We start from the raw sequence: 17,922 nt of genomic DNA, 5'->3' as shown, positions 1-17,922 counted from the left end.
GGCGTCAGGCCCCGGGCATTCCGTCGCTGCCGCTGCCGCACAGGACCACGGCGATCTTCTCGTCGTCGCGCCGCGCGAAGCAGCGCCGGCTCACGGCTGCCAGCGCGGTGGCCGCGCCCAGCTCGATGGCCAGGCCCGCGTGCTGCCAGGCCGAACGCGCCGCGTCCTCGATGACCTCTTCGTCGACCAGCACGATGTCGTCGACGTAGCGCTCGATCAGCTCGAAGTTCAAGGGTTCGGTCGAACGCGCGGCCAGGATGGGCACGCGCGTCTTCACGTTCTCCAGCTTCACGATGCGGCCTTGCTGGCGGCAGGTGTGCAGCGTGGGGCACCCTGCGGCTTCCACGCCGATGACACGGATCGAGGGCTTGAGCAGCTTAGCTGCCTGTGCAATGCCCGCGAGCAGGCCGCCGCCGCCGATCGACACGACCAGCGTCTCGACCTCGGGCCATTCGTCGATGATCTCGAGCGCGGTCGTGCCCTGCCCGATCACCACGTCGCGGTCCGCATACGGGTGCAGCAGCGCGCCGCCGTGTTCGGCTACGTTGGCGCCGGCGGCATCCCAGCTCTGGTCCCAGAAATCGCCGTGCACGGTGAGCCTGGCGCCGTGGCTCTCGATGCGCGCGCGCGTGATCGGCGTGCTGGTGTTCATCACGAACACGTTGGCCGGCAGGCCCAGCGTCTTGCCGACGTACGCCACGGCCGCGCCGAAGTTGCCGCCGGACGCGGTGGCCAGGCCCTGCCTGCGCACCTCGTCGGACAGGTTCAGCACGCGATTGAATGCGCCGCGCGCCTTGAACGAGCCGGTGACCTGGTGGCACTCGGCCTTGAATCGCACCTGCGCCGCGCCGCCCGGCACCCAGGGGTGGGCGGCGACCAGCGGCGTCCGACGGATGTAGGGCTTCACGCGGGCATGCGCCGCGCGGTAGTCGTCGAGGGTGATGGGCATCGTGGTTTCGTTCATGCGGTGGCACCTTGCTCGTCCTCGACCAGCACGCACAGGTTGTTGCCCTGCTTCACGATGCCGAAGGTGCGTTGCGAGTACACCGTGCCGCCCTTGGCAAAGCGCACTTCGCGCGGCACGAGCGTGGGTTCGGTCAACAGGTGCAGGTAGCCCGCGACCTCGCCGGCCTCGACCGTGTCGCCCAGTGCGTGCAGCGGCTCGAAGTAGCCGTCGCCCGGTGACAGCAGGTTGCCGCCATGGGGCACGATGTGCACGCGGCGGCTCGGCGGCGGTGCGTCGGGCAGCGCGCCCGGCACCACGCCCAGCCGCGCGAGCACGCGCGCCAGGCATTCGCGCGTGCGCTTCACGCCCTGGGGCGACACGCTGCCGTTCTCGCCCATTTCGGCCGCGATGGCCGCCAGGCCCAGGTGCGCCGCGGCGCCGCAGCTGGTGCGTGGATCGCCCATGTTGTCGGTGATGACGGTGAACTTCGCGCCGAACCAGCGCGCCATGTCCTCGGCGCGCTCGCGCACCGCGGGCGCCAGTGCCGGCGTGACCACGACCTGCGCGCTCTCTTCGATGAACAGCGAGCTGCCGCCCGCATGCAGGTCCACATAGGCGTCGCACCTGGGAAACAGCACGTCGTGGATGAAAGCGGCAATCTGCTCCGTCGGCGTGCCGAACGGGTTTCCGGGGAACACCCGCGCGAGGTTCTTGCCGTCCAGCGGGCTCACGCGCGAGGCCGCGCGCAGTGCCGGCGCATTGGCCGCCGGCATCAGGATCAGGCGGCCCTTCACCTGCGAGGCGTCGAGCGAGCGGATCAGCTCGTTGATGACGATCGGGCCTTCGTACTCGTCGCCGTGGATGGCGCCAGTGACCAGCACGGTCGGGCCGTTGCCGTCCCCGATGACGGCGAGCGGCAATGCCACCGCGCCCCATGCATCGTCATGCCCCGAATGCGGCAGCCACGCATGGCCGACCTGCTTGCCATGGCGCGCCCAGTCAATGTCCGTGAAAACGGTGGAGGGACGCTGCGGGCTCACTTCACGTCCTTCTGTTCGTCCTTGAACCACTTCAGGCGCAGCGCGGCCAGGCTGCCGTCGGCGGCCTTGGCGTCGATGATCCTGTTCATCTCCGCCAGCAGCGCGGTTTCGCTCGGCTGCACGGCCATGTAGGCGGGGCTGATGCGGATCAGCGACTTCATCTCGATGCCCTTGGCCGGGTTCTCGTCGGCCACCTTCTGCGCGATGAAGTTGTTCTCCGCGAAGAGCAGCGCCTGGCCCGACAGGAACGCCGAGATGGTCGAGGCCGTGTCTTCCAGGCGGATCAGCTTGGCACCGGGCGCCAGTTCGCTCAGCGACAGGTCGGGCGTGGAGCCCTTGGGCACCGCGACGGTCTGGCCCGCGAGGTCGGCCAGCTTGGCGAACTTGGGGCTGCCCTTGCCGCCGTACACGCCCAGGTACACCGCAGCGTAGGGCTTGGAGAAGGCCACCTGCTTCGCGCGCTCGGGCGAGCTGCCCAGCGCCGCGATCACCACGTCGACCTTGTTGGACAGCAGGTACGGAATGCGGTTGGCGCCGGTCACCTGTTGCAGGTCGAGCTTCACGCCCAGGGCCTTGGCCACGTTCTCGGCCAGTTCGACGTCCAGGCCCGTGGGCTTGCCTGCCCCGTCCGTGAAGCCCCAGGGAGCGGCGTCGATGGTGGTGGCGATGCGGATCGTGCCCTTGGCCTTGATGTCCGCGAGCTTGTCGGCGTGCGCGAGCAGGGGCGCGGCGCAGACCAGTGCGGCGGCGAACAGGGTTTTCATCTTGAACATGGAAGCTCCTTGAAGGCAAAAAACGAAGACGTGGGGGAAGGTGAAAGAAGCCGGCCCGGCCTAGACGACCGACTGGACGAACTGCTGGAATTCGGGGGTCTGCGGGCTGCCGAACATGCGCTCGGGCGTGCCGCGCTCCCAGATGCGGCCCTGGTTCATGAAGAGCACCTCGGAGGCGACGCGGCGCGCAAAGGCCATCTCGTGCGTGACGACCATCATGGTCATGCCGTCGCGCGCCAGGTCCTCCATCACGCGCAGCACCTCGCCGACCAGCTCGGGGTCGAGCGCGGAGGTGGCTTCGTCGAACAGCATGAGCTGCGGCGACATGGCCAGCGCCCGCGCGATGGCCACGCGCTGCTGCTGTCCGCCCGACAGCTGCGAAGGCATGGCGTCGAGCTTGTGGCCCAGGCCCACGCGCTCCAGCATGCGCATGGCGAGCTCGCGCGCCTCGCCCTTGGCGATCTTCTGCGTCAGCACCGGCGCCAGCGTCACGTTGGCGGCGGCCGACAGGTGCGGAAACAGGTTGAAGCTCTGGAACACCATGCCGACGCGGCGGCGCAGCAGCGCCAGGTCGGTATCGGGCGAATGCACGTCGACGCCGTCGACCACGATGCGCCCCGCGCCGATAGTTTCCAGCCCGTTCACGCAGCGCAGCAAGGTGCTCTTGCCCGAGCCGCTGCGACCCACGAGCGCCACGATGTCGCCCTTGGCGACTTGCGTGGACACGCCGCGCAGCACATGGTTGTCGCCAAAGTGCTTTTCGACCGAATCAATGAGCACGAGCGACATTCATGCGTCCTTCCAGTGAGAGTGCCAGGCGTGCCAGCGGGTAGCAGATGGCGAAGTAGCACAGGGCCACGCCGCAGAAGACAGGCAGGTGCGCGAGCGTGGAACCCGCGACGATCTGGCCCGAGCGCGTGAGCTCCACCAGCCCGACGAGCGCGGCCAGCGACGTGTTCTTGATGAGCTGCACCAGGTAGCTCACGGTCGGCCCCAGTGCCACGCGAAAGGCCTGCGGCCACACCACGTGCCGCATGGCGTGCCAGCGGCGCAGGCCCACGCAGGAAGCGGCTTCCCACTGGCCCTTGGGCACCGATTCGATGGCGCCGCGCCAGATTTCGCCGAGGAAGGCACCGGCCGACAGCGAGAACGCAGCGGCCGCGGCCGCGAAGGCATTGATCTCGATGCCCAGCAGCATCGGCACCCCGAAGTACAGCAGGAACAGCACGCCCAGCAGCGGCGTGCCCTGCACCAGCTCCACATAGATGCGCGCCAGCACGCGCAGCCACCGCAGGCGCGAGGTGCGCGCCACCGCCACGCCGAGCGCGATGACGCTGCCGATGACGAAGGCGGTCAATGCGAGGGCCGCGGTCCAGCGGATCGCGCCGAGGATGAGCCAGAAATCGGCTATGGACAGTCCGCGCATCTCAGTTCTCCTTGCCGAACAGGCGACGCTGCACGAAGCCCAGCAGCACGCGCAGGGCCTGCACCGAGACGAAGTACATCGCGCAGATGACCAGGTAGACCTCGAAGCTGCGGAAGGTGCGCGAGTCGATGAAGCTGCCGGCATGGAAGATGTCTTCCACGCCGATCTGCGAGATGAGGCTGGTGCCGATCAGCGTGAGCACCATCTGGCTGGCCAGCGACGGAAACACGTTGCGCAACGCCGGCACGAACAGCACGTGCACGAGCACCTGCCGGGGCCGCAGCCCGAGGGCCGCGCCGGCTTCCGACAGCCCGCGCGGCACCGACAGCAGCCCCGAGCGGAATACCTCGACCATGTAGGCGCCGCAGTACAGCGCCAGCGAGATGACGCCCGCCACCGGCGCATCCAGCCGGATGCCCAGGTTGGGCAGCCCGAAGTAGATGAGAAAGAGCTGCACCAGCGCGGGCGTGTTGCGGAAGAACTCCACGTACACCCGTGTCACGCCGCGCAGCGGCTTGCCGCCATAGATCAGCGCCAGCGAGCCCGCCACGCCGATGGCCATGCCCAGCACGATGCTCGAGGCCGCGTAGCCCAGGGTGTGCAGGAGGCCTTCCACCAGTTGCCCGGTGTAGGGCGCGAGCGCTTCGAACTGGAACTGGTAGGCCATGGCTCAGTCCACTTCCAGGATGGCCTCGACCTCGACGGTCTGGTGGCCCGGCAGCGACCCCGCGCCGATGGCCGAGCGCGCGCCCCGCCCCACTTCGTCGCCGAACACCTCGACGAACAGGTCGGAGCAGCCGTTGATGACCTGCGGGTGGTGCGCAAAGCCCGGCGACGCGTTCACGAAGGCCAGCAGCTTCACCACGCTGCGCACGCGCCTCAGGTCGCCCAGCGCTGCCTTGGCCACGGCCAGCAGGTTCAGCCCGGTGAGGCGCGCATGGACGTAGGCCGCCTCGATGCTCACTTCTTCGCCGACGCGGCCCACATGCAGGTGCCCGTCGGCTTCCAGCGGGCCTTGCCCCGAGAGGTACAGCAACGGGCCGGAGCGGCGCCAGGCCACGAAGTTGGCAACGGGCGCCGGAGCGGGCGGCAGGGTCAGGCCGAGCGCGGCGAGCCGCTCTTCGGGGCCGAGGCCCGTGGCGGGCGTTGCCGTGTTGGAATCCAGGATCATTGAGAACACATCACCTCGGCGCTGCGGGGGCAGCTCCGGGTCAACCTTTCGACGAAAATCAACCGACTCGGAAGGATTGGTCAACCAATCCTGAACCAGACAACGCAGCCTTGTGTGACTGCGTAATGAATTCATTCTAAGATTCCTAATTGTGATTGGTCAACCATTTTGGCGAACTCTACAACCATGAGTGCAAAGCCTCTTTCGCAGCCTCGGGCGGCGTTGCAGCCGCCGCAACCCCTGCAGCCGCTGATCGAGGTGACCGACCTCTCGGGCCGCATCGCCGCGCAGGACAAGGCGACCGCCTCGAAGGTCTACCGCGCCATCCTCCAGTCGATTCGCGACGGCGTGCTCAAGCCTGGCGACAAGCTGCCCAACGAGCGCGACCTGTCGGAGCAATTCAAGACCTCGCGCAGCACCGTGCGCCATGCGCTCGCCATGATGAGCGCCCAGGGCCTGCTGGAACGCAAGGTCGGCAGCGGCACCTTCCTGGCCGAAGGCCTGATGCAACTGCTCAGCGAGTCCGACCTCCCCGTGGCCGCGCACCACCGCGACGTGCCGACGTACACCGAGATCCTCGAAGGCCGGCTGCTGTTCGAGCCGGCCATGATGGCGCTGTCCGCCCAGCGCGCCGATGCCGAAGACTTCGCGCTCATGCGCCACCACCTGGGCGTGGTACGCGACGCCGACCAGTGGCTGCAGTTCAAGGAAGGCATCTACGGCGTGCACCAGGCGATCTTTCGCGCCACGCGCAACCGCTTCCTGATGCAGGTGTTCGACGCCGTGGTGGCCGACCGGCGCGCGGTGCAGTACGACGGGCGCTCCAACCTCAACGGCCCGGTGGGCGCCGTCGTGCGCGAGCAGACGCTGCGCGAGCTCACGGCCATCGTCGACGCCATCGAGGCGCGCGACGCCAAGGCGGCAACGGGCCTGGCGGACGCGTACTTCACACGCATCCTCGCGTCCCTGAGCGTGTACGGCTGAGGGCCCCGGCATTCCGATGATCCGTACGATTCTCCGCATCTGCGGCCGCGCCGTGCTGTCGCTGGCCGTGCTGCTGACCTCGCTGTGGGCCTGCCTTGCGCTCTGGTACCAATTGCCCGGCCCCGTCGCCGTGAAGGTCGGCGCAGGCGTGCTGTGGGCTGCCTTCGGCCTGGCCGCCATCGCGCTGCTGTGGCGCGGCCGGGCCCCGCGCGCCCTGCTCTCCTACGCCGTCGGCTTTGCGCTGCTGCTGGGCTGGTGGGGCACCATCCTGCCGTCGCAGAACCGCGTGTGGGCCGACGATGTGGCGCGGCAGGTGAGCTCGCGCGTCGACGGCAGCGTGGTCACCCTGGACAACGTGCGCAACTTCGACTGGCGCAGCGACACCGACTACACCGCACGCTGGGAAACGCGCCGCTACGACCTCGACCGCCTGCGCTCGGTGGACGTGGCGCTGTCCTACTGGACCGGCCCCGCCATCGCCCACACGCTGGTGTCCTTCGGCTTCGACGACGGCCGGTTCCTGACCTTCTCCATCGAGATCCGCAAGGAACGCGGCGAGAGTTTCTCGTCCATCGGCGGCTTCTTCAAGCAGTTCGAGACCAGCCTGGTGGCGGCCGACGAGCACGACATCGTTCGCGTTCGAACCAACGTGCGCGGCGAAGACGTCTACATGTACCGCGTGCGCCTGCCGCAGGCGGAAATGCGCTCGCTGTTCCTGGCCTACCTGGACGAAGGCGCGTCGCTGGTGCGCGCGCCCAGCTTCTACAACACGCTCACCGCCAACTGCACCACCATCGTGTACGCCCTGGCAAAACGCATCGTGCCCGGCCTGCCGATGGACTACCGCCTGCTGGCGTCGGGCTACCTGCCCGACTACCTCTACGACGTGGGCGGCCTCACGCCGGGCTACAGCCTGGAGGCGCTGCGCAAGGCCGGCCGCGTCACCGACCGTGCCATCGCCGCCGACAAGGCGCCGGCCGCGAACTTCTCGCAGGCGATCCGCCAGGGGTTGCCCGGCGCAGCTGCCGACCCCAAGGCCACGCCATGAACCCCGTGCGCGCCTTCTCGCTGCCAGCGCTGGTGTGCGCCGCCGTGCTGCTGGCCGGCTGCGCGGGCGTGAAGGTGGGCTCCATCTCGCCGGCCGAGTACCTTGCGCAGCGCCGCGGCGACGTGCTCACCACCGGCACGCTCAGCACCTCGGCGCAGGAGGTGCTGCGCGTGATCGGCACCGACGCCGACCTCTGCCGCAAGGACGGCCCGGCCTGCCGCAACGCGCTGGCCGGCTCGCCCGGCCTGAGCGACGAGCAACGCCTGTCGGCCCTGTCGGAAGTGTGGCTGCAGGTGGCGCTGGCCGCGGACAAGGGCGGCACCGCGGCCGCGCCCGCATCGGCCGACGCCGCCATCGAGGCCTGGCTCGAAACCGCCCGCCACGCCTACGCCTACCTGTTCTTCACGGCCCGCAAGCCGCGCGACCGTGCGTTCGAAGACCGCCAGACGCAGGTGCGCGACTACTACAACTACGCGGTGCAGCAGGCCATCACCGGGCTGTACCGCAGCTACCAGCGCGCCGGCGCTCCCGGCCCTGCGGGCTCTCCGGGCTCCAACGACCCCACGCAGCCGCAGGTGCCGCAGGTCGGCAACTGGCACATCGGCACCGACATGACGGCCATGCGCCTGCCCGCCGACGCGGCCCTGCCCGACGAGCTGATTCCCGCCGCATCGCTGACCTTCTCGGGCCTGCGCAACACCTACCGGCGCGACGGCTTCGGGGCCGAGCTGGTGGCGGCCGCCAGCAAGCGGACCTACGAAGAGCAGAAGGCGCCGGCCGACGCGAACGACAGGCGCCCGCCCCCGCCGCCCTACCGCGAAACCCCGTTCCCCGCCGTTACCGCGCTGCTGCTGTTCGACGGCAACACGCTGGACGAGATCCTGCACACGCGAACGCTGCGCATCGCGGCCTACGACCCGTACCGCACCGCCACCCTGCAGCTGGCCGGGCAGGAGGTGCCGCTGGCGGCCAACTTCACCTCGGGCTACGGCCTGTGGCTGGCCCGCTCCGACTTCGCGCTGCAGGCGCTGCGCAGCCTGTTCGGCAGCCCCGACGGGCTCACGCAGCCGCGCATCTACCTGATGCAGCCCTACGACCCCGACCGCCGCACCATCGTCATGCTGCACGGCCTGGCCAGCAGCCCCGAGGCGTGGATCAACGTGGCCAACGAGGTGCTGGGCGACGAGACGCTGCGCCGCCACTACCAGGTCTGGCAGGTGTACTACCCGACCAACGCGCCGCTGCCGCTGAACAACCTGGCGATCCGCCAGGCGCTGGAGCAGACGCTCGCGCACTTCGACCCCACGGGCAAGGCCGTGGCCTCGAACGGCATCACGCTGATCGGCCACAGCATGGGCGGCGTGCTGTCGCGGCTCATGGTGTCCTCGTCGGAGGACAGGCTGTGGGACGCCCTGCTCGACAGCTACCCCATGAAGGCGGCGCAGCAGGAGCGCGTGGAGGCGCGGCTGTCGCCCTACCTGCGCTTCGAGCCCTTGCCGCAGGTGAGCGACGCCATCTTCATCGCCGCGCCGCACCGCGGCACGCCGTTCGCCAACAACCGCATCGCGCGCTGGGTGGCCAACCTCATCACGCTGCCCGTCACCATGCTGGGCCAGCTGGGCGACATCTCGCGCGAGCTGATCCGCATCGCGCCCGGCAAGCAGGAAACCGGGCCGCTGCGCATTCCCAACAGCATCGACAACCTGAGCGACCGCGACCCCTTCGTGCGGCTGTCGTCGGGGCTGCCGATGAACCCGCGCGTGCGCTTTCATTCGATCATCGGCAACGACACGCCGGGCCTGGCGCAGGCGCTCTCGAGCGACGGCATCGTTCCCTACGAAAGCGCGCACCTGGACGGCGCCGCGTCGGAGCTGGTGATTGCGTCGCCGCACAGCGTGCAGGAGAACCCGCTGGCGATCCTGGAGATTCGCCGCATCCTGCGCGAGCAGCTGGGTTCGCAGGCCGCGCCGGCGCGCTGAGCGCCAGCGTGCCGGCACGCATCGACTAACATCCTGCCCGCGGTCCAAGCCGCGCCCGGGCCCGCGGGAAGGGTTGAACCCACTTGGCTTCCTTGTGACGATCCACCGCCTTTTGTGCAGCCGGATTTGCGGGTCATCGGCGTCTGATGCACGGAGGTTTTCATGAAGCGCATTCCCGCCCGGCCCGACATCGGCCACCTGAAGAAACAAGCCAAGGAACTGCTGGCGCTTTACCGCAGCCACGACCCCGCGGCCCTCGCCCGCTTTCGCGATGCCCTGCCGGCAGCGGTGGGCAAGAACCCCATCGCCATCGCAGCCCTTGGCCTGCGCCTGCACGACGCACAGTCTTGCGTGGCGCGCGAACACGGCTTCGCGTCGTGGGCCGACCTGCAGGGCTTCGTGCTCGCGCGCAGGGCGCAGGCAGACGACCCGGCCCGCGCGGTGCTGCACTGGCTGCGCCTCGTGTATGCGGGCGACATCGCCGGCGGCAACCACCGCGCGCGGCCTGCAGTGGCGGCGCGCATGCTCGAAGACGACCCGGCCCTGCCCGGCAGCGACCCCTGGCTGGCCTGCGCGATCGGCGACGAGGCCGCGCTGCGCCGGGCCACCGCGCAGGACCCCGGCTGGATACACCGCGCGGGCGGCCCGCTGAACCTGCCGCCGCTCGTGGCCGTGACGCACTCGGGCCTGCTGCGCCTGCCGGGCTTTCGCGATCGCCTGCGTGCGTGTGCCCGTTACCTGCTCGAGGCCGGCGCCGATGCCAACCAGTCGGCCGGCAACCGCTGGCCGCCGGCCTCGCTGGCCGCGCCGTCCGACATCGAACGCCTCAGCGCGCTGTACGGTGCCGCCGGCCAGAACCACGACCCTGTGCTCACGCAGCAGCTGCTCGGCGCGGGCGCCGACCCGAACGACGGCGAGTCGCTCTATCACTCGCTGGCGCAGCCTGCTTGCACACGGTTGCTGCTGCAGGCCGGCGCGCGTGTCACCGGCTCGAATGCGCTGTACCGCGAGCTCGACTTCGACGACGCAGCCACGCTGCGGCTGCTGCTCGCGCACGGCGGCGACGCGAACGAGCCGGCGCCGGGTCCACCGTCTTCGGACTGGGGCACGCCGCTGTTGTGGGCAATTCGCCGCCGCCGCTCGCCTGCGCACATCGAGGCCTTGCTGGCCGCGGGCGCCGATCCGGCCGCCACCCTGCCGGACGGCACGCCCGCCCGCCTGGTGGCCCTGCGCTTCGGCCTGACCGAGGTGGCGCGGCTGCTGGAGTCCGCGGTCGGCGACCACACACCGCTGCCGCCAGACGAAGCCTTCGTCGCCGCCTGCGCGCGCGCCGACGAAGCGGCGGCGCGGCAAATCCAGGCGCAACACCCCGGCCTGATCGCCACGCTAGGCGACGCCCGCCTGAAGCTGCTGCCTGAGCTGGCGGCCCAGGGCTGCGGCGACGCGGTGAAGACGATGGTCGCGCTCGGCTGGCCGCTCGAAGTACGCGGCGGCGACATCGACGGCTCGGCGCTGAACCAGGCGGTGTTCCGCGGCAATGCGGCGCTCGCGCGCTTCCTGCTTGAACACGGCGCCGACTGGCGCACGCTGCATGGCTTCGACGATGACGCCCGCGGCACGCTGTCGTGGGCATCGCTGAACGAGCCTGAGCTAGAGGGCGACTGGCTCGGCTGCGCGCAGGCGCTCGTGGCGCATGGCATGCCGGGCGCGCGGCCGGACCCGCAGGCGCCCGACAGCGTGCTCGTCGGCGGCCAGCGCTACTGGTTCTCCGAAGAGGTCACGGACTTCCTGCTCGGCGTGTCCCCGGTGCAGGGCTGATCCAAAAAAAAGCGGGCCCCAGGGGGCCCGCCAAAGATCGCCGATCGCGCGGCGCGAACGCTGCGCGATGCCGACCCACCTCGAACTCAACCTCCTCCTCGGTTCAAAGCGCCCGCCAGCCCAGCTCCGGCGCAATGCGCCCGGACAGGTCGGTCAATATCTGTTCGTAGTCCTCGCCGCTGAAGTTGTAGGGCAACTCCACGCGCAGTTCTTCCACGTGCGGCAGCACCGGGTCTTGCCGCAGGCGCTCCAGGATCTCGTCCGACGTGCCCACCAGGTCGCCCGCGAACAGCGTGCGGCGCTCGCCCTGCGGCGCCAGCGTGCGCTCGACACGGCCGGCCGCGAAGGCGCGGTAGCGCTTGCGCGTGGCGGCGTCGGCGCCGTCCAGCGGCACGATCACGCGGCCCAGCGCCACCCTGCCCTTGTGCGCACCGGTCTCGCTGGCGCGGTAGCGCTCGACAAGACCCAGCTGCGCCGCCAGGAAGTCGTCGGTGGTCTCGCCCGACAGCACGTTGCCCTGCAGCAGGTGGAAGCCGTTGCGCCCCGCCCACTCGGCCGAACGCAGCGAGCCGCCGCCGTACCAGAGCCGGTTGGCCAGGCCCGGTGCATGCGGCTGCACCTGCGGACGCACGCGCCCGCCGGCCGACTCGATGAAGGTTGCTTCGTCGCCCAGCGGCGTGGGCGCCAGGTTGGCCTTCAGCCGGCCGACGCGCTTGTGCGTGTAGTCGACGGTGTTCGGTGCCGTGTCGTAGAAGCGGCTTCCCAGCAGCGCGCCATGCAGCGGCACGCCCGCGCTCAGCCCCACCTGCAGCCGGCCGCGCGCCAGGATGTCGACCGTGGCCAGGTCTTCGGCGAGGCGAAACGGGTTCTCGTAGCCCATCTGGATCACGGCCGCGCCCAGCTCGATGCGGCGCGTGCGCTGCGTCGCGGCGGCCAGAAAGGTCGCGGCCGACGACACGCCGCGCTCCAGGTGGCGCTGGCGCACCCACGCTCCGTTGAAGCCCAGCTTCTCGCCGAACTCGAACAGTTTCAGCGCGGCTTCGAGGCCCGCGAAGGGGTCGGCCTCGGCGAAATTGCCGGGCGTGAGGAAGGCGAGATGACGGATGCTCACGGCGCAAACTTCGGCAGGCCCGGCGGGTTGGTCTCCGACCTGGGCAGCGCCTCTTCCGCGAGGCTCCAGCGCGCGAGCGTCTTGCCGTAGGTGCCGTTGCGAATCAGGTTGTTGGCCGCCGTGGTCAGCGCCACGGCCAGGCCGCTGCCCTTGCGCGTGGCAATGGCCACGTCGGACTTCAGCGGCCAGCCCGCGTTCACCGTGCCGACCAGGCGGATCTGCCCGTTCTTCGCGGCCTCGTAGGCCTGCGGTGCATTGGGGTTGAAGTTGGCGTCGACCCGCCGGGTGACCACCGCCAGCGTGCGTGTCACATCGTCGTCGTAGTACTGGAGCGTGGCGGGCTTCAGCCCGGCCGCCGCGTTCTGCCGGTTCCATTCGAGCAGGATGCGTTCCTGGTTCGTGCCCGCGCCGGTCGTCAGCTTCAGGCCCGCGATGTCCTTCGGCTCCTGAATGCGCTTGATGGGGCTGTCGGCCTTCACGTAGAAGCCGTGCAGGCCCAGGCGGTAGGTCGAGAAGTCGAACTTCTCCTTGCGCTGCTCGGTCACGCCCACGTTGGAGATCACCGCGTCGTACTTGCCCGAGCTCAGGCCCAGCGGCCAGTCGGCCCAGGCGATGGGCTGCAGGTCGAGCTTCAGGCCCAGGGCGTCGGCCACGAGCAGCGCGAAGTCGGCGTCGAAGCCGACCACCGTCTTCGCGTCGGTGGCGTAGGTCGAGATGGGCGGCGCGAACGGCGCGATGGCGATGGTGAGCACGCCCTCTTTCACGAACTTGAAGTTCGGCGGAATCGCGTTCACGGCCTCGGCGTCCTTGGCCGCGCGTGGCCGGCCCTGCTGCTCGGGGCTGAAGTCGAATTTGTCGGCGGCGTGCGCCGCACCGGTGAAGAGCGCGAGCGCCACGAGGCTGCGCGAGATCCACGCGCCGGGTGTGTTCCTGAAGGTCATGGTCATCAGTTCTTCGGCAGGCCGGGCGGGTTGGTGCGCGAGGTCTGGATGGCCTCGGAGTCCAGGTTCCAGCGCGCGAGCGCCTTGGCGTAGTTGCCGTTCCTGATCTGCGTGTTCAGCGCCAGCGTCACGGCCTCGGCAATGCCCGAGCCCTTGCGCGAGGTGACGGCGATTTCGGCGTCCAGCGGCCAGCCGCCCGAGAACACGCCCGCCAGCCGCGTCTTGCCGTCGCGCGCCTCGTAGGCCGCAATGGCATTCGGCCCCACGTAGGCATCGGCGCGGCCCGACTGGATGGCCAGGCGCTGCACCACATCGTCGTCGTAGTACTGGATCTCCACCGGCTTCAGCCCGGCCGCCAGGTTCTGCTTGTTCCAGCGCAGCACGATCTGCTCCTGGTTGGTGCTGGCCTGCACGATGAGCTTCAGCCCTGCGATGTCCTTCGGCTCCTTGACGGCGCCCAGCTTGCTGTCGGACTTCACGTAGACGCCGATCTGGTCGTTGCGGTAGGTCGAGAAGTCGAACTTCTCCTTGCGCTCTTCCGTCACGGTCACGTTGGACACCACCACGTCGAACTTGCCCGACTGCAGGCCCAGCGGCCAGTCGGCCCAGGCGGTGGACACCAGCTCGAGCTTGCGCCCCAGGCTGTCGGCCACCAGTTGCGCGACATCGGGCGCGTTGCCCACGGGTGTCTTCGTATCGGTGGCGTAGGCAGCGAACGGCAGGCGCCCGGTGGTCGTGCCGACGACGAGCACGCCCTCCTTCTGGAACTTGAAGCCCTTGGCGAGCGCGACGGCCTCGTCGATCTTCTGCGCGCGCGGCCGGCCGGCCTGTTCCGGGCTCAGGTCGGGCGCCGGCTGCGCGGAGGCGGCCAGCGGCACCAGCAGCGCAGCCAGGGAAACGGACCAAAGAGCGGACAGGATGTTTCGTCGGTAGGTCATGAAGTGCGATGCAGTGAAAAGAAAAGACATGAAAGATCAAAGAACCTTGGCCAGGAACTCGGCCGTGCGCGCATGCACCGGCGCGTTGAACACCTGCTCGGGCGTGCCGGTCTCCAGGATGCGGCCGCGCTCCATGAAGACGATGGTGTCGGCCACCTCGCGCGCAAAGCCGATCTCGTGCGTGACGATGAGCAGCGTGGTGCCCGAGCGCGCCAATTGCTTGATGACGGCCAGCACCTCGCCCACCAGCTCGGGGTCGAGCGCGGAGGTGGGCTCGTCGAACAGCAGCACCTTGGGCCGGAGCGCCAGCGCGCGCGCAATGGCCACGCGCTGCTGCTGGCCGCCGGAGAGCTGGCGCGGGTAGGCGTGCGTCTTGTCGGCCAGGCCCACGCGCACCAGCAGCTCGGAGGCCAGCGCCTCGGCGTCGGGGCGCGACAGGCCGCGCACGGAAATGGGTGCCTCGACGATGTTCTCCAGCACCGTGAGGTGCGGGAACAGGTTGAAGTTCTGGAACACCATGCCCACGTCGACGCGGCGCTTGAGAATTTCCTTCTCGTGCAGCTCGTAGAGTGTGTGCGCGTCGCGCCGGTAGCCGATGAGCTCGCCGTCGATGGCGATGAAGCCGTCGTCCACGCGCTCCAGGTGGTTGATGGCGCGCAGCAGCGTCGACTTGCCCGAGCCCGACTGCCCGAGGATGACCGTCACGCTGCCCTGCGGCACGGTGAGCGTCACGTCGTCGAGCACCTTGAGCGCACCGAAGCTCTTGGACACGCCGTGGATGGTGACCTCGCCGCCCTGCGTGAGCGGATCGGTCCAGCGCGGCACCTGCGCGGGCGCATCGGCGGCGGGAGGCTCGGCCACGGGCGCAACGGCCGGTGCCTTCGAACGCCACAGCCCGCGCACCACGCCGCCGATCCACGAACGCGGCGGATTGCGCAGCGCCCCGCGCGAAAAGTGCCGCTCCACATAGTGCTGCACCACCGACAGCGCCGTGAGGATGACGAGGTACCACACGGTTGCCACCATCAGCAGCGGAATCACTTCCAGGTTGCGCCGGTAGATGATCTGGATCGTGTAGAACAGCTCGGGCAGCGCCAGGATGTAGAGGTTCGACGTGCCCTTGGCCAGCCCGATGATGTCGTTGAAGGCCGTGGGCAAGATGGTGCGCATTGCCTGCGGCAGCACGATGCGAAACGACTGCCTGCCGCGCGACAGCCCCAGCGCCGCTGCCGCCTCCAGCTGCCCCTGCTCCACCGAAAGAATGCCCCCGCGCACGATCTCCGACGCAAAGGCCGCCTGGTTCAACGTGAGGCCCAGCAGCGCCGCCACGAAGGGGCTGATCAGCTGCGTGGTCGGGTACCAGAAGAAGGTGACGTCGGTGCCCGGAATGCCCAGCGTCACCGTCTCGTACAGGTAGCCGAGGTTGTTGATGATCAGCAGCAGCACGATCACCGGGATCGAGCGGAAGACCCAGGTGAACACCCACGACAGCCGCGCCAGCAGCGGCGAGCGGGATACCCGCGCCAGCGCCAGCGCGGTGCCGAAGAAGAAACCGAGCACCGCGCCCAGCGCCGTCAGCAGCAGCGTGCGGCCCAGGCCTTCGAGCACGGGCTCGGCGAAGAACCATTGCGCGAACACGCTCCAGCCCCAGCGCGGGTTGGTGAAGGTCGAATACAGCACCACCGCGATGACCAGCACCGCGAAGACGGTGCCGGCCGTGCGCGCCGGGTAGCGGGCCGGGACGATGCGGAAGTGGGAGTAGTCGCCCTTGGCGAGTTCGGCAGGGGCGGCACGTTGCGGCTGCGGTTGCAGCACGCGAGCGGGTGCGGGATCGCGCGGCTCGGCGCTGGCGTCAAGCACGGTCGTGTTCATCGCTGCACCGCCTCGGCCTGTGGCGACGCAGCGCGGTCTTGACGGCGCGCCACGTTCAAGAGTTTTTCGAAAGGCAGCTTGCGCGGCGTTTCCGGGTCGACGGCCGGTTCGAACAGCGCCGTGTAGCCATGGCCCAGGTACAGGCCCACGGCCTCCGGCTGGCGAAAGCCCGTGGTCAGGCAGATGCGCTCGTAGCCCTGGCGCAGCACCTGCGCCTCGAGTTCGAGCAGCACCTTCTTCGCGAGGCCCTGGCGCCGCAGGTCGCTGTGCGTCCACACGCGCTTGAGCTCGGCCGTGCGCGCGTCGTGGCGCATGAACGCGCCGCCGCCCACCGCCACGCCATCGCGCAGCAACAGCACGAAGTTGCCATGCGGCGGCGCGAACAGGTGCGCCGGGTAGCGGTCGATTTCGCGCGGCTGGCCGGGCTCGCGCAGCACGTCGCCGTAGCGGCTGTCGTACTCGAAGGCCAGGCCTTCGAGCAGCGGCGCGGCGCGCGGATCGAGCGGCGTGGTGTAGACGAACTGTTCGCTCATCAGGCAGCCCTCTGCGTCAGCGGCTGGTCGAGCGTCGCCGCATACCGGCTCGCCTTGCGCGGCAGGCCGAGGTGGTCGCGCAGCGTCTGCCCCGGCAGCTCGCGGCTGTAGCGCCCGCGCGCCTCCAGCACCGGAATGACGAACTCGATGAAGTCGTCCAGCCCCGGCCCCAGCACCGGGAACCCGAGGATGAAGCCGTCGGCCGCGCCCTCGTCCACCCAGCGGATGATCTCGTCGGCAATGCGCTCGCCGGTGCCGACGAACTGCGTGCGCGGCGTGGCCACTTCGAGCGCCACTTCGCGCAAGCTCAGGCCCTTGGCTTTGGCATTGGCCTTGATGCGGTCCGTGGTCGAGCGGAAGCTGTTGCGGCCCAGCTCGCCCAGCTCGGGAAAAGGCGCGTCCAGCGCGTACTGGCTGAAGTCGTGGTGGTCGAAGAAGCGGCCCAGGTAGGCCAGCGCCTCCTCCACGGTCAGCAGCTCGCGGATCAGCCGGTACTTGGCCTCGGCCTCTTCCTCGGTGGCCGCGACCACGGGGCCGATGCCGGGAAAGATCTTCACGTCGTCCGCCCGGCGGCCCTGCGCCACCGCGCTGGCCTTCACCTGGCGCAGGAAGCTGCGCGTGTCGTCCAGCGACGGTGAATGGGTGAACACCGCATCGGCGTACTTGCCTGCCAGGCCGATGCCCGCGTCCGACGAGCCGGCCTGGAAGATCACCGGCTGGCCCTGCGGCGAGCGCTGGATGTTCAGCGGCCCCGCCACCTCGAAGAAGCGCCCCTTGTGGTCGAGCGTGTGCAGCTTGTCGCGGTCGAAGAACCGGCCGCTCTCGCGGTCGCGCACGAAGGCGCCGTCGTCCCAGCTGTCCCACAGGCCCTGCGTCACGGCCAGGTACTCGTCGGCAATTTCGTAGCGCTGCGCATGCTCGGGGTGCGTGCGGCTGTAGTTCTTCGCGCTGCCTTCCAGCGGTGTGGTCACCACGTTCCAGCCCGCGCGGCCGCCGCTGATGAGGTCGAGCGAGGCGAACTGGCGCGCCACGGTGAACGGGTCGCTGTACGAACTCGACACCGTGCCCGCCAGGCCGATCTTCGAGGTGACCGTGGCCAGCGCCGAAAGAATGGAGATCGGCTCGAAGCGGTTGAGAAAGTGCGGTATCGACTTCTCGTTGATGTAGAGGCCGTCGGCCACGAACGCGAAGGCGATGCCGGCCGCTTCCGCCTTCTGCGCGGTGCGCACGAAGAAGCCGAGGTTCACGCTGGCATCGGCCGGCCCGTCCGGGTGCTTCCAGGCGTTCATGTGGCTGCCGGCGCCCTGCAGCATGACGCCGAACTTGATGTTGCTCATGCGGT

The 17,922-nt window shown here is 69.5% G+C and carries 17 protein-coding genes; 4 read left to right on the top strand and 13 right to left on the bottom strand.

Annotated elements, in window-relative coordinates; all coding sequences use genetic code 11:
* Positions 1-4: 4 nt before the first annotated feature.
* The 7 genes from ACSFBM_RS25375 to ACSFBM_RS25345 are packed head-to-tail and all read right to left on the bottom strand — an operon-like array spanning position 5 to position 5,356.
* Positions 5-964 (bottom strand): threonine ammonia-lyase, encoded by a 960-nt coding sequence (locus ACSFBM_RS25375; protein ID WP_435486869.1) that lies wholly within the window; start codon positions 962-964, stop codon positions 5-7.
* Positions 961-1,986 (bottom strand): succinylglutamate desuccinylase/aspartoacylase family protein, encoded by a 1,026-nt coding sequence (locus ACSFBM_RS25370; RefSeq protein WP_435486868.1) that lies wholly within the window; start codon positions 1,984-1,986, stop codon positions 961-963. Before ACSFBM_RS25370 ends, ACSFBM_RS25375 begins: the two co-directional genes overlap by 4 nt.
* A complete protein-coding gene (locus ACSFBM_RS25365; protein ID WP_435486867.1) occupies positions 1,983-2,759 on the bottom strand; it encodes a transporter substrate-binding domain-containing protein in 777 nt (258 codons plus the stop codon). Before ACSFBM_RS25365 ends, ACSFBM_RS25370 begins: the two co-directional genes overlap by 4 nt.
* A 60-nt stretch (positions 2,760-2,819) precedes the next feature.
* On the bottom strand, positions 2,820-3,548 hold the full coding sequence (locus ACSFBM_RS25360) for an amino acid ABC transporter ATP-binding protein (protein WP_435486866.1): 729 nt from the start codon (positions 3,546-3,548) through the stop codon (positions 2,820-2,822).
* Positions 3,529-4,185, bottom strand: a complete 657-nt coding sequence (locus ACSFBM_RS25355; protein ID WP_435486865.1) for an amino acid ABC transporter permease — start codon at positions 4,183-4,185, stop codon at positions 3,529-3,531. The genes ACSFBM_RS25360 and ACSFBM_RS25355 overlap by 20 nt, the downstream gene beginning before the upstream one ends.
* 1 nt (position 4,186) lies before the next feature.
* Positions 4,187-4,852 carry an amino acid ABC transporter permease gene (locus ACSFBM_RS25350; protein WP_435486864.1) on the bottom strand — a complete coding sequence of 222 codons (666 nt, stop codon included), beginning with the start codon at positions 4,850-4,852 and terminating at the stop codon, positions 4,187-4,189.
* Between the two features lie 3 nt (positions 4,853-4,855).
* On the bottom strand, positions 4,856-5,356 hold the full coding sequence (locus ACSFBM_RS25345; RefSeq protein WP_435486863.1) for a RidA family protein: 501 nt from the start codon (positions 5,354-5,356) through the stop codon (positions 4,856-4,858).
* A gap of 186 nt (positions 5,357-5,542) precedes the next feature.
* Between ACSFBM_RS25345 and ACSFBM_RS25340 the strand changes: the two genes are divergently transcribed.
* From ACSFBM_RS25340 to ACSFBM_RS25325, 4 genes are all read left to right on the top strand, one after another.
* Positions 5,543-6,340 (top strand): FadR/GntR family transcriptional regulator, encoded by a 798-nt coding sequence (locus ACSFBM_RS25340; RefSeq protein ID WP_435486862.1) that lies wholly within the window; start codon positions 5,543-5,545, stop codon positions 6,338-6,340.
* 16 nt (positions 6,341-6,356) lie between these two features.
* Positions 6,357-7,388 (top strand): Lnb N-terminal periplasmic domain-containing protein, encoded by a 1,032-nt coding sequence (locus tag ACSFBM_RS25335; RefSeq protein ID WP_435486861.1) that lies wholly within the window; start codon positions 6,357-6,359, stop codon positions 7,386-7,388.
* Entirely contained in the window at positions 7,385-9,367 is a 1,983-nt protein-coding gene (locus ACSFBM_RS25330; RefSeq protein WP_435486860.1) for an esterase/lipase family protein, read from the top strand. The genes ACSFBM_RS25335 and ACSFBM_RS25330 overlap by 4 nt, the downstream gene beginning before the upstream one ends.
* 162 nt (positions 9,368-9,529) lie before the next feature.
* Positions 9,530-11,185 (top strand): ankyrin repeat domain-containing protein, encoded by a 1,656-nt coding sequence (locus tag ACSFBM_RS25325; protein ID WP_435486859.1) that lies wholly within the window; start codon positions 9,530-9,532, stop codon positions 11,183-11,185.
* Between the two features lie 103 nt (positions 11,186-11,288).
* On the opposite strand, the gene ACSFBM_RS25320 is transcribed toward ACSFBM_RS25325, so the two are convergent.
* The 6 genes from ACSFBM_RS25320 to ACSFBM_RS25295 are packed head-to-tail and all read right to left on the bottom strand — an operon-like array spanning position 11,289 to position 17,917.
* Complete coding sequence (locus tag ACSFBM_RS25320; protein ID WP_435486858.1) at positions 11,289-12,296, bottom strand: LLM class flavin-dependent oxidoreductase; 1,008 nt, start codon at positions 12,294-12,296, stop codon at positions 11,289-11,291.
* A complete protein-coding gene (locus ACSFBM_RS25315) occupies positions 12,293-13,237 on the bottom strand; it encodes an ABC transporter substrate-binding protein (RefSeq protein ID WP_435486857.1) in 945 nt (314 codons plus the stop codon). Before ACSFBM_RS25315 ends, ACSFBM_RS25320 begins: the two co-directional genes overlap by 4 nt.
* Before the next feature lie 5 nt (positions 13,238-13,242).
* On the bottom strand, positions 13,243-14,175 hold the full coding sequence (locus ACSFBM_RS25310; protein ID WP_435486856.1) for an ABC transporter substrate-binding protein: 933 nt from the start codon (positions 14,173-14,175) through the stop codon (positions 13,243-13,245).
* A 36-nt stretch (positions 14,176-14,211) separates the two neighbouring features.
* Positions 14,212-16,047 (bottom strand): amino acid ABC transporter permease/ATP-binding protein, encoded by a 1,836-nt coding sequence (locus tag ACSFBM_RS25305; RefSeq protein ID WP_435486855.1) that lies wholly within the window; start codon positions 16,045-16,047, stop codon positions 14,212-14,214.
* Positions 16,044-16,580, bottom strand: coding sequence for a GNAT family N-acetyltransferase (locus tag ACSFBM_RS25300; protein WP_435486854.1), 537 nt, complete (start codon positions 16,578-16,580; stop codon positions 16,044-16,046). The genes ACSFBM_RS25305 and ACSFBM_RS25300 overlap by 4 nt, the downstream gene beginning before the upstream one ends.
* Positions 16,580-17,917 (bottom strand): LLM class flavin-dependent oxidoreductase, encoded by a 1,338-nt coding sequence (locus ACSFBM_RS25295; RefSeq protein ID WP_435486853.1) that lies wholly within the window; start codon positions 17,915-17,917, stop codon positions 16,580-16,582. Before ACSFBM_RS25295 ends, ACSFBM_RS25300 begins: the two co-directional genes overlap by 1 nt.
* Between the last annotated feature and the right edge of the window lie 5 nt (positions 17,918-17,922).

The organism is Variovorax pasteuri (genome assembly GCF_051216435.1).
GTDB lineage: Bacteria > Pseudomonadota > Gammaproteobacteria > Burkholderiales > Burkholderiaceae_C > Variovorax.
This window is presented reverse-complemented; position numbering and strand designations above follow the sequence as displayed.

Bases quoted from the DNA above. Each gene is read 5' to 3' on its own strand.
- ACSFBM_RS25375 (WP_435486869.1), bottom strand. From the start codon at position 964: ATGAACGAAACCACGATGCCCATCACCCTCGACGACTACCGCGCGGCG.
- ACSFBM_RS25365 (WP_435486867.1), bottom strand. From the start codon at position 2,759: ATGTTCAAGATGAAAACCCTGTTCGCCGCCGCACTGGTCTGCGCCGCG.
- ACSFBM_RS25360 (WP_435486866.1), bottom strand. From the start codon at position 3,548: ATGTCGCTCGTGCTCATTGATTCGGTCGAAAAGCACTTTGGCGACAAC.
- ACSFBM_RS25355 (WP_435486865.1), bottom strand. From the start codon at position 4,185: ATGCGCGGACTGTCCATAGCCGATTTCTGGCTCATCCTCGGCGCGATC.
- ACSFBM_RS25350 (WP_435486864.1), bottom strand. From the start codon at position 4,852: ATGGCCTACCAGTTCCAGTTCGAAGCGCTCGCGCCCTACACCGGGCAA.
- ACSFBM_RS25345 (WP_435486863.1), bottom strand. From the start codon at position 5,356: ATGATCCTGGATTCCAACACGGCAACGCCCGCCACGGGCCTCGGCCCC.
- ACSFBM_RS25340 (WP_435486862.1), top strand. From the start codon at position 5,543: ATGAGTGCAAAGCCTCTTTCGCAGCCTCGGGCGGCGTTGCAGCCGCCG.
- ACSFBM_RS25335 (WP_435486861.1), top strand. From the start codon at position 6,357: ATGATCCGTACGATTCTCCGCATCTGCGGCCGCGCCGTGCTGTCGCTG.
- ACSFBM_RS25330 (WP_435486860.1), top strand. From the start codon at position 7,385: ATGAACCCCGTGCGCGCCTTCTCGCTGCCAGCGCTGGTGTGCGCCGCC.
- ACSFBM_RS25325 (WP_435486859.1), top strand. From the start codon at position 9,530: ATGAAGCGCATTCCCGCCCGGCCCGACATCGGCCACCTGAAGAAACAA.
- ACSFBM_RS25315 (WP_435486857.1), bottom strand. From the start codon at position 13,237: ATGACCTTCAGGAACACACCCGGCGCGTGGATCTCGCGCAGCCTCGTG.
- ACSFBM_RS25310 (WP_435486856.1), bottom strand. From the start codon at position 14,175: ATGACCTACCGACGAAACATCCTGTCCGCTCTTTGGTCCGTTTCCCTG.
- ACSFBM_RS25305 (WP_435486855.1), bottom strand. From the start codon at position 16,047: ATGAACACGACCGTGCTTGACGCCAGCGCCGAGCCGCGCGATCCCGCA.
- ACSFBM_RS25300 (WP_435486854.1), bottom strand. From the start codon at position 16,580: ATGAGCGAACAGTTCGTCTACACCACGCCGCTCGATCCGCGCGCCGCG.
- ACSFBM_RS25295 (WP_435486853.1), bottom strand. From the start codon at position 17,917: ATGAGCAACATCAAGTTCGGCGTCATGCTGCAGGGCGCCGGCAGCCAC.